This is a genomic window from Pokkaliibacter sp. CJK22405 (genome assembly GCF_046614695.1).
In the GTDB taxonomy this organism is placed as follows: Bacteria; Pseudomonadota; Gammaproteobacteria; order Pseudomonadales; family Balneatricaceae; genus Pokkaliibacter.
Genome location: NZ_JBKKHQ010000001.1, coordinates 471,663 through 480,916, shown reverse-complemented (window position 1 = coordinate 480,916; position 9,254 = coordinate 471,663). Strand labels below are relative to the sequence as shown.

General features: G+C 50.5%; 12 protein-coding genes and 1 riboswitch. Of the genes, 9 read left to right on the top strand and 3 right to left on the bottom strand.

Going from position 1 to position 9,254, the window contains the following annotated elements; genetic code table 11:
* The first annotated feature begins 107 nt into the window (after positions 1-107).
* The 9 genes from ACKC9G_RS02190 to ACKC9G_RS02150 all read left to right on the top strand — a co-directional run bounded on the left by ACKC9G_RS02190 (position 108) and on the right by ACKC9G_RS02150 (position 7,323).
* Complete coding sequence (locus tag ACKC9G_RS02190) at positions 108-935, top strand: DNA polymerase III subunit gamma/tau C-terminal domain-containing protein (protein ID WP_411403294.1); 828 nt, start codon at positions 108-110, stop codon at positions 933-935.
* A gap of 1 nt (position 936) precedes the next feature.
* On the top strand, positions 937-1,263 hold the full coding sequence (locus ACKC9G_RS02185) for a YbaB/EbfC family nucleoid-associated protein (protein WP_411403293.1): 327 nt from the start codon (positions 937-939) through the stop codon (positions 1,261-1,263).
* Positions 1,263-1,862 (top strand): recombination mediator RecR, encoded by a 600-nt coding sequence (gene recR / locus ACKC9G_RS02180; protein WP_411403292.1) that lies wholly within the window; start codon positions 1,263-1,265, stop codon positions 1,860-1,862. Before ACKC9G_RS02185 ends, recR begins: the two co-directional genes overlap by 1 nt.
* Before the next feature lie 53 nt (positions 1,863-1,915).
* Complete coding sequence (gene rnd, locus ACKC9G_RS02175; protein ID WP_411403291.1) at positions 1,916-3,061, top strand: ribonuclease D; 1,146 nt, start codon at positions 1,916-1,918, stop codon at positions 3,059-3,061.
* Complete coding sequence (locus ACKC9G_RS02170; protein ID WP_411403302.1) at positions 3,061-3,354, top strand: YcgL domain-containing protein; 294 nt, start codon at positions 3,061-3,063, stop codon at positions 3,352-3,354. Before rnd ends, ACKC9G_RS02170 begins: the two co-directional genes overlap by 1 nt.
* Positions 3,354-3,803, top strand: a complete 450-nt coding sequence (locus ACKC9G_RS02165; RefSeq protein ID WP_411403290.1) for a YcgN family cysteine cluster protein — start codon at positions 3,354-3,356, stop codon at positions 3,801-3,803. Before ACKC9G_RS02170 ends, ACKC9G_RS02165 begins: the two co-directional genes overlap by 1 nt.
* 115 nt (positions 3,804-3,918) lie before the next feature.
* A riboswitch (SAM-I-IV-variant riboswitch) is annotated at positions 3,919-4,020 on the top strand.
* Between the two features lie 38 nt (positions 4,021-4,058).
* Positions 4,059-4,412, top strand: a complete 354-nt coding sequence (locus ACKC9G_RS02160) for a hypothetical protein (RefSeq protein WP_411403289.1) — start codon at positions 4,059-4,061, stop codon at positions 4,410-4,412.
* A gap of 164 nt (positions 4,413-4,576) precedes the next feature.
* Positions 4,577-6,451, top strand: coding sequence for a VWA domain-containing protein (locus ACKC9G_RS02155; RefSeq protein WP_411403288.1), 1,875 nt, complete (start codon positions 4,577-4,579; stop codon positions 6,449-6,451).
* Positions 6,452-6,510: 59 nt separating this feature from the next.
* A complete protein-coding gene (locus ACKC9G_RS02150; RefSeq protein WP_411403287.1) occupies positions 6,511-7,323 on the top strand; it encodes a class II glutamine amidotransferase in 813 nt (270 codons plus the stop codon).
* Between the two features lie 83 nt (positions 7,324-7,406).
* Here the strand turns inward: ACKC9G_RS02150 and cysK are convergent, their stop codons facing one another.
* The 3 genes from cysK to ACKC9G_RS02135 form a co-directional block, all read right to left on the bottom strand.
* A complete protein-coding gene (gene cysK, locus ACKC9G_RS02145; RefSeq protein ID WP_411403286.1) occupies positions 7,407-8,372 on the bottom strand; it encodes a cysteine synthase A in 966 nt (321 codons plus the stop codon).
* A 197-nt stretch (positions 8,373-8,569) separates the two neighbouring features.
* Positions 8,570-8,761 carry a hypothetical protein gene (locus tag ACKC9G_RS02140; RefSeq protein ID WP_411403285.1) on the bottom strand — a complete coding sequence of 64 codons (192 nt, stop codon included), beginning with the start codon at positions 8,759-8,761 and terminating at the stop codon, positions 8,570-8,572.
* A gap of 286 nt (positions 8,762-9,047) precedes the next feature.
* Positions 9,048-9,251: a DUF1289 domain-containing protein gene (locus tag ACKC9G_RS02135; RefSeq protein ID WP_411403284.1), complete on the bottom strand. Its 204-nt coding sequence runs from the start codon at positions 9,249-9,251 to the stop codon at positions 9,048-9,050.
* Between the last annotated feature and the right edge of the window lie 3 nt (positions 9,252-9,254).

The window sequence follows — 9,254 nt, the reverse complement described above, 5'->3', positions numbered from 1 at the left end:
CAGCTCCAGCTCCAGCTCCAGCTCCAGCTCCAGCTCCAGCTCCAGCTCCAGCTCCAGCTCCAGCTCCAGCTCCAGCTCCAGCTTCGCAGCCCGTCCAGGTTGCGCCAATGACTGAGCAGGAAATTACATCCTCTGAGCCTTCTCAACCGCAAGAACAAACTCGTGCTGTTAATCAGTCGAATGAGCTCGCCTCGGAAAACGCAGCTATAGAAGCAGTGTCCGAACAAGAGGCTCCTGCACCAGAAAAAAAGCCTGAAGACAATATGGCACCTGTCGCTTCGTTGGCGCAGTCGGTTGTTTCATCTTCACTGGGTGATCAGCTCCCGCCACTTGAGGCATACGCTGATATGCCTTCAGATGAAGAAGACGATGATGACAGTGAAATGCTGGATGTGGCTTTTCAGCAGGCGGACCAGTTACTCAGTGCGATCTCTGAAACTGAGATGGAGCAGGCTGAAGAGGTGCTGGAGATCATCGATGAAAAAGTCGAGGATGAGCCTGAGTCTGCTGCACATGTGCCTGCCTATACCCTTAAGGATGTATCCCTTGGGCAGTGGCCTGCGATTAGCAGTGATGTCCCTATACGAGGCGTGCTAAAGGCAATACTGGAGGCTACAGAGTTTCGCGCTCTACAAGGGAACGAGCTTGAAATCCTCTGTGAAGAGCAGCAATTCTCCCTTTTCAGTGAGCGACAACGCTCAATGCTGGAAGAGGCTTTTTCAGCTTATTTTTGTCAGCCTGTGCAGGTAAAATGCGCAGCAGGTCATGGGCTGGAACACACGGCGACTGTATACAAGGCGAAAGCAAAAGCACTTCGCCAACAGCAGGCTGAGCAGTCAATTCATGAGAATCCAACGGTTCAGCGCTTGCTGGATGCGTTCGAGGCTATTATTCAACCCGGTTCAATCAGGCCGGTGGACGAGCAGAGAGGTTAGTATGTTGAAAGGTGGAATGGGCAACTTGATGAAACAAGCCCAAAAAATGCAAGAGCAGATGCAGAAAATGCAGGAAGAGCTCGCCAATGCAGAAACCACCGGTGAATCTGGTGCTGGTCTGGTCTCTGTTATTATGACTGGTCGTCATGATGTTAAGCGCGTTTCTATCGACGACAGCCTGATGTCTGAAGACAAAGAGATGCTGGAAGACCTGCTCGCAGCAGCGGTGAATGATGCTGTACGTAAAATTGAAGCAGTTAATAAAGAGAAAATGGCCTCTGCTACCTCTGGTATGGGCCTGCCTCCTGGCTTCAAGATGCCTTTCTAATGCAGTTCAGCCCGCTTATTGATCAGCTGGTGGATGCGCTTCGCTGTTTGCCTGGGGTTGGCCCCAAAACAGCGCAGCGTATGGCGTTGCATTTGCTTGAAAGGGATCGTCCAGGTGCAGAGCGCCTGGCTGAAACCATGCTTAAAGCGGTTGAGCACGTTGGCCACTGTGAGCAATGCCGTAACCTGAGCGAAACTCCCTTGTGTAAACTGTGTGAATCGCCCCAGCGTGATTCCAGCCTGCTTTGTATTGTTGAAATGCCTGCCGATGTAATGGCAGTCGAGCAGACGGGGAGTTACCGAGGCCATTACTTTGTGCTGATGGGGCATTTATCACCTATTGAAGGTGTTGGCCCTGAGCAGTTGGGTATCGGTAAGCTGCCAGCCAGGGTTTCCCAGGGCCCGGTTGAGGAAGTCATTATTGCTACTAACCCCACGGTCGAAGGGGAGGCAACCGCTCACTACATCGTTGAGCAGTTGCGTGGTTTGCCTGTACGGGTTTCTCGTATTGCCCATGGAGTCCCCTTGGGTGGCGAGCTTGAGTATGTTGATGGTGGCACTTTGGTGCACGCCTTCAGTGGCCGGCGTTCACTCGGTTGAGTGCGCCGGTTTCTTTGTTTTACCTGTCATTGATTACGACAAGAGGTTAAGGGATGAGCCCAGTGAACGCGTCTGACTTTCAATGGATTGCTGATGATGCAACGCTGGACCGTTTCGCCTCTGAATGGTTAACCGTTCCTGCGTTGATGGTAGATACCGAGTTTGAGCGCACGCAGACATTTTATCCGCGTCCGGGTTTAATCCAGGTGTATGACGGCAAGCAGGTCTGTCTGATTGATCCGCTTAAAATACGTGACTTCAGCAGTTTTGGCGCTGTCCTGACATCGCCGGATGTACTGAAAGTGATGCACTCTGGCTCGGAAGATATTGAGCTTTTTATTCATCGACTGGGTTATGTGCCGGTGGCGGTGTTTGATAGCCAGATCGCTGCTGCCTATGCTGGCGTTGGTCAGGGGATGGGCTTTCAGCGTCTGGTTGAAGCCGTGACCGGCAAAGTGCTCGAAAAAGGTGAAACCCGGTCTGATTGGCTGCAGCGCCCGTTAACGGATTCTCAGTGCCTTTATGCCTGCGATGATGTGCTTTGGTTATATCCAGTGTATGAATCGCTGCGCCAGAAGCTGGATTCGGCAGGTCGTCTGGAGTGGCTGCTTGAGGATACTCGTGATCTGGTGAATCAGATTGCATCGGGGACGGCTCCTGAGGAATATTACACGCGCATGAAAATGGCCTGGCAGCTCAGCCAGGAAGAGCTGGTTGTCTTGCAGGAAGTGTGTCGTTGGCGTGAAGAGTTTGCCCGTAAACAGGACTTGTCCCGTAACCAGGTGATGCCGGATCGCGCCTTGTTTGATATTGCGCGTCGCCACCTTGAGCGTATTGACCAGCTCTACCAGATTGAAAATATTCGCCCTGCTGTGATCAAGCGTAATGGGCGTGAAGTGCTGGCGGTTGCTGAGGCTGCAAGAGAGTTTCCCAAGGAAGTCTGGCCAGCTGAAATTCCGCGGCCGTTGTCTAAGAATGCTCAAAAACGCCTTAATCGCCTGAAAGATGTGGTAGGGCGTGTGGCCGATGAGCAGGGAATTCCTGCTGATATGTTAGCCCGCAAACGTGATTTGGAAGTATTCGTTCGAGAGGCTTCGTTACTGGCATTGCCAGAACAATGGCCTGTTGGTCTTCAGGGATGGCGAACTGAATTACTCAAACCTGAACTGACGACCCTGATTCTGGAAAGTGAAAAGTGATGACTGCTCCGCTAATTTGCAGCATTTATAAAAGCCCTAAAAAAGATGAGATGTATCTCTACGTCGAGAAAAAAGCACAGTTCTCGAAAGTGCCAGAGGTGCTACTTGAACAGTTTGGTAAACCTGTCCATGTTTTTGACATGTTGCTGAAGGAAGACAAGACGCTTGCGCGAGTCAAGGCCAAGGATGTGCTGGATAGCATTGCCGAGAAAGGTTTTTTCCTGCAAATGCCTCCTCCTAAAGAAGCCTATATGCTGGACGCCTACAGGGCGCCAACACAAGGTCGTTACTGATGATTCGTGAGCGCTTCTGGGAACAGTTTGAGTTAGAGGCTTTCACTCATGAAGAGTGGGAGGCGCTATGTGATGGCTGTGGCAAATGTTGTTTGCACAAGCTGGAAGATGAAGACACTAATGAAGTGCACTACTCACGGGTTGCCTGTAAAGAGCTGAACTTGCGTGATGGTGGTTGTCTGCATTACGGCGAGCGTTTCGAGCGGGTACCCGGTTGCGTCCAGATGACGCCTGAGCTGGTAAGATCAGTCAACTGGCTACACCCAACCTGCTCTTATCGGGTTGTGGCTGAGAAACGTCCGTTGCATGCCTGGCATCCTCTTGTCTCTGGAAAAGAGTCGACTCGTAAGCAGGGCCGCATTCAGCTTAAGCGTGTTGCTATCAGCGAGCGAGTGGTTCCAGAAGATGCCGATTGGGAACTTCTGCTGATTGATGTCACTGATATTTAAACAAGCAGGCAAAATTGCAAGTCCGTGAGGCATGGAGTAGAGTGTGCCTCACAAATTGAATCGCTGATGCAGACCTTTGGGTCATCAGAGGGTCAAGTTGAGTACTAACATTTAATACTAGCATCGAGAGTAGGGCTGACGTCCTCGCCAACCTGCCATCCTGGGCAAGGTGGACTCCGAAAGGAGATGCGGCCATCCGGCAAACAAGCAGGGCCAATATCACGTCAGCTCTCATAATTTATGGGAGCATCTCACATGTTGGATCACGTTGTATCCATCGATTTTCAAGCCGATCTTTCCTCTTCTGAAGATCTGGTTTCTTCTCTGCCTTTTCTGAGTCAGCCGCTTTGGTCCGAAATTGGAACCTTAAAGGGTAAAGTGCGTCTCTGGGCTGCGCTTGGCTGTCGTAAGGATAGCTGGAAACTCCCTTGGCAAACGCTGTTTGTGTATTTGGAATATCGTGACCAACGTAATTCTCATCGTTATATCATGCATGAGGTTCGAGTTACTGCCTGGTCCCAGTCCTATTGGGAAAGCTTCCTGTGTCAGGTGGAGTTACCCGGTTATGATGCTGAAAAAACGGCTGCCTGGAACCTGCTTGAGCAATAACGGTGAGATGTTTGTGATCTAACGTTGGCTTCGCTCGCTTTCCGCTTACTTCCTCCTCTGTTGGACTATCTGCCCACTAGGCGCTCTGTGGCATCTTTGCTATAAGGGAACCTAGGGGTTGTGCTGGCAACAATTTGTTCAGTCAGGAAGAAGTGGGGAAAAAAGTGCGCGTACTACGTTCATGCTGTATCTGGCTGGTTGCCGGGATGTTGTCGCTGTCCATTATGGCTGCTCAGGCTGCGCCTACCGATGTGCGCTTGCTGATTGATGTCTCCGGAAGTATGCAGGATAACGATCCGCAGAATCTTCGTGCGCCAGCGGTCAGGTTACTTGCTCAGTTACTACCTAATGATGCTCAGGCAGGGTTTTGGACCTTTGGTAATAAACCTGAGGCAATTGCGCCTCATGGTGCAGTGACGGAAGAATGGCGTAAGGCTGCTTTGGCCAGTGCAACAAAAATCACCAGTGCTGATGAGTGGACTGACATTGAGGCTGCGCTAAAGCAGGCGATTGAGGCTCCTGCCAAGGACGGTATTCCCAAAAATATCATTCTTCTGTCAGACGGTATGGTGGATCTTGATCCTGACACTCGTAAAAGCGATCTCTCCCGAAAAGCCATTATTGACGATCTGCTGCCTCAGTTAATTAAGGCGGGCTATCACGTTCATACAATTGCACTTTCCAGCACGGCAGATAGAGATCTGCTTCAGACGCTTTCCAAGAAAACCAATGGTCTCTATGAAGAGGCGCGCAATGCTTACGACTTATCGCGAATTTTTGCCAAGATTCTGGGTAGTGTTGCGCCGGTTGAAGAGGCGCCGCTGGATGAAAATAACCAGTTCAAGATTGATCGCTCCATTACGGAATTCACCGCGCTGATCTTCCGCAACGGTGATACCGAGCCCAAGCTCAAAGATCCTAATGGACTGGTGATTGATAAAAATACCAAAGCCTCCAATGTGCGCTGGCAGCATGAGCCCAACTACGATATTGCGACCATCAAAGCACCAAAGGATGGCGAGTGGACCCTCATGGCGGATGTCTCCAAGACAAATAAAGTGGCCATCGTCAGTGATTTTCGTCTGGATTCCAAACCTCTTCCAGCGACGGCACTTATTGGTCAGCCTATCAATCTGGAGTTCTGGTTCTCTGAAGATGACAAGCGCATCACGAACGAGACTTTTCACAAAATCATGAATAACAGCCTGCGTGTGTATTACCCAGACGCTCATATGCAGTTATTCACGATTCCTTTCGAAGCCATTGATCAAAAAACTTGGGCGTACAACTATCCTCTCACCATGCTTAACCAGACAGGCTCTTATGAGATCAAGCTGGTTGTTGATGGTGGCACGTTCAGACGCCAGATTGTCTTCCCGTTAACGATTACTGCACCTCTCGAGATCACGGGGAAAGCGGATACTTCGGAAGGCCAGGCCCGGATTATTGTCGAAGCGAGACCAGACAATGACGAGCTGGTACCTGAATCGAGCAAAATCTCCGTGCGCTCTGAGCAGGGCGGTCAGGAGACGAGCATTCCTCTGAATTGGGATCCCGAAAAGCAGCGTTTTGTCGGTGAGTTTAAGCCTCAGCAGCAGGGTAAAGTTGTCTTGAAGGCTGACGTTAATGCAGCAATGAATGACGGTAAGACTCTTAACTATGAAGCGCCACCAGTCGAAGTGGAGCTGAGTGTTCCTGATGCGCCAGTGGTTCAGAATGAAGCTTCAATGAGCAGCGTCGGGGGTGGAATGGGGCTCGGCGACAGTGGCCTTGGCCTGGTGACTGAATCTGCAGACAGCAATCCGACGGCGGTCAAGGTCACGAATGAAGCGGGTGAAACCGTTGAGCTTGCTGCACCAGAAAAACCTGCTGAGGAAGCCCCAGCCACCATCGAAGAAGAGGGTGGTACTAATTGGCTATTTTACGGCAGTGTTGCTGCCGTGAATTTACTGCTGATTCTGGGTGGAATCTTTGGCTTCCGTGCTCTGATGAAACGTAAGCGTCGTGAAGATGCCGCGGATGATGGTGCTGAGGTATAAACTCTTGAGACAGGGCAGCTTATGCTGTTCTTGGACTTTTTTGATGAGAGACAGGTTCGATGTGTGAACTTTTAGGCATGAGTGCCAATGTACCAACCGACATCTGCTTTAGTTTTACCGGGCTAATGCAGCGTGGCGGTGGTACTGGTCCGCACCGTGATGGTTGGGGCATTGCCTTTTATGAAGGTAAAGGCGTCAGAACTTTTCATGATCCAGCGGCCAGTGTGAATTCTGAAGTTGCACGTCTTATTCAAAGCCATCCGATCAAGAGCCACATCGTTATCAGTCACATTCGTCAGGCGAATGTCGGTGGAGTTTGCCTGGTTAATACCCATCCCTTCCAGCGTGAATTATGGGGAAGGCATTGGACCTATGCTCACAATGGACAGCTGACTGCAGAAATCTTCGACTGGCCGCTCGGAGATTACATCCCCGTTGGAACCACGGATAGTGAGCGGGCATTCTGCTGGCTATTGGGAGAAATTCGTCGTGAGTTCCCTAAGGCCCCGACACTTGCTGAAGAGCAGGAACGCCTGTCGCTGTTCATTCAGGAGCGCTGCGATCGGCTACGTAGTCTGGGGGTCTTTAACATGATGCTAAGTGATGCTGATCGTCTTTATGTGTACTGCACCACCAAGCTGCAGTGGATTACACGACGCGCACCGTTTGGTGAAGCTGTCCTTCAGGATGTGGAAGTCAAAGTCGATTTCGGTAGTGAGACAACGCCGGATGATGTCGTTACGGTGATTGCTACGGAGCCATTGACCACCAATGAAACCTGGCATCCATTGAAGCCAGGTGAGTTTATAGTGTTCCGGCTTGGTGAGATTGAGCATTTGAGTGAGGAAAACCCGCCATTACCGGTGAGTTAATCCAGTCAGCGAAACCTCTTAAACGATGAATTCTGCGAAAAAAAGCCCTGCGTTGCAGGGCTTTTTCATCAAAATACTTAACTCTAGGGAGCCAATTCCTGATCGGTAAACATACCGTCAAAAAGCGGGCTGGAGAGATAGCGTTCGCCTGAGTCTGGAAGAATAACAACGAACGTCTTATCAGCATTCTCGGGAAGTTCTGCCAGGCGAATCGCCGCCGCCATCGCCGCACCGCATGAGATGCCGGCCAAAATACCTTCTTCCTGCATCAGTCTGCGAGCCATGGTGATCGCTTCATCATTGGATACCTGCTCCACCTGATCAACCACTGAAAGATCCAGGTTTTTTGGAATGAAGCCGGCACCAATCCCCTGAATTTTGTGTGGCGCGGGCTTGATGTCATCACCCTTGAGATGCTGGCTAATAACAGGAGAATCTACAGGTTCAACTGCAACTGCTTTAATCGCTGCATTTTTCGTTTTAAGGAATCGGCCAGTGCCCGATACCGTCCCGCCTGTTCCAACACCAGCGACCAGAAAGTCGACATTACCGCTGGTTGCCTCCCAGATTTCCGGCCCTGTCGTTTTCTCATGGATGGCTGGATTTGCCGGGTTATCAAACTGCTGCAGCATCAATCGTTTGCCAGGAGCTTCCTTCACAAGCTCTTCAGCCTTTTCAATGGCTCCCTTCATGCCTTTAGCTGGCTCTGTCAGGACAAGATTGGCACCCAGGGCTTTTAACACCTTGCGACGCTCCAGGCTCATCGAGGCGGGCATCGTCAACGTAATAGGGTAGCCACGGCTTGCGGCAACAAAAGCCAGTGCAATACCCGTGTTGCCGGAGGTCGGCTCTATCAGTTCCATGCCAGCCTTAAGCTGGCCTGATTTCTCTGCTTCCCACACCATGTTGGCACCAATACGGCACTTAACGGAGCCTGCCGGGTTACGACTTTCCAGTTTGGCAAACACCTTGGCTGTGGTCAGACGATTAATTTTGACCAGTGGTGTTCCGCCGATAGTCAGAGAATTGTCAGCGTAACTTTGAGCCATGAGGAAGGTTCCTTTTACTTAATATCTTCCCTGTGTGGAAAGACGAATGAATTCAAGCAAACGGAATAGGTATAAAAGCTGGGAACAAACAGGTCAACGACTAAGTCGCTGTATGTTTATAACCCAGCATTATTTGCGGTCACTGAAGCATTGCAGGGATCAATCGACACAGCTTCAAGAGAAGGATGGCTCAGGGATTAACAGCGGCCTTTCTTCGCCTGACCAGGAGGGCAGAAGCTACCACCCGCAGGTTCGGTATAAACGCCTGGCGTGCGTGCTTCGACATCAACCCCAGGCGTCGACACGCGGGCTGCGCAGCCAGTGATGGAAGTGAAAGAGGCGGCCATTACCAATCCTAATAACAGGGTAGAGGGTTTCGCTAATCGCATGGTGAGTTCCTTTTTTATCAGCTTTGCATCAATGCAAACACATTCTGAAGTTATTAATAGGGATTGGAATCGGACTGCACCAGTCAGGCATATGTCAGTGTGTGACAACGTGAAAAAATCATTCAGGGAAGAAGATCAGGAAAGAGTAACCCCGGGCTTGAAGGGGTAAGCCCGGGGGAAGATGACTTCTCAGGTGGAGGATGTACCTGAGGCAACTTCGTCATATAGAAGTATTTATAAGTAAATCTACGTGTGCTGTAAGCCTTAAAATCGTAAATTTATGTAATCAATGGCCGGTATTAAATTCAACATAGCGATTTCTTGCACAATTTAGCGTATTCAGCTTCTCTGCTGAGCTCATATTCCACCACTGAGATATTTCGTCGATGCTGCGCCAGCAGCCAGTACAGATCTGGTTGGTGTTCAGCTCGCAGACACCGACACAGGGGCTCTCGATATTCTGATTCGTTGAAACCGCCTCAGTCATCATCTG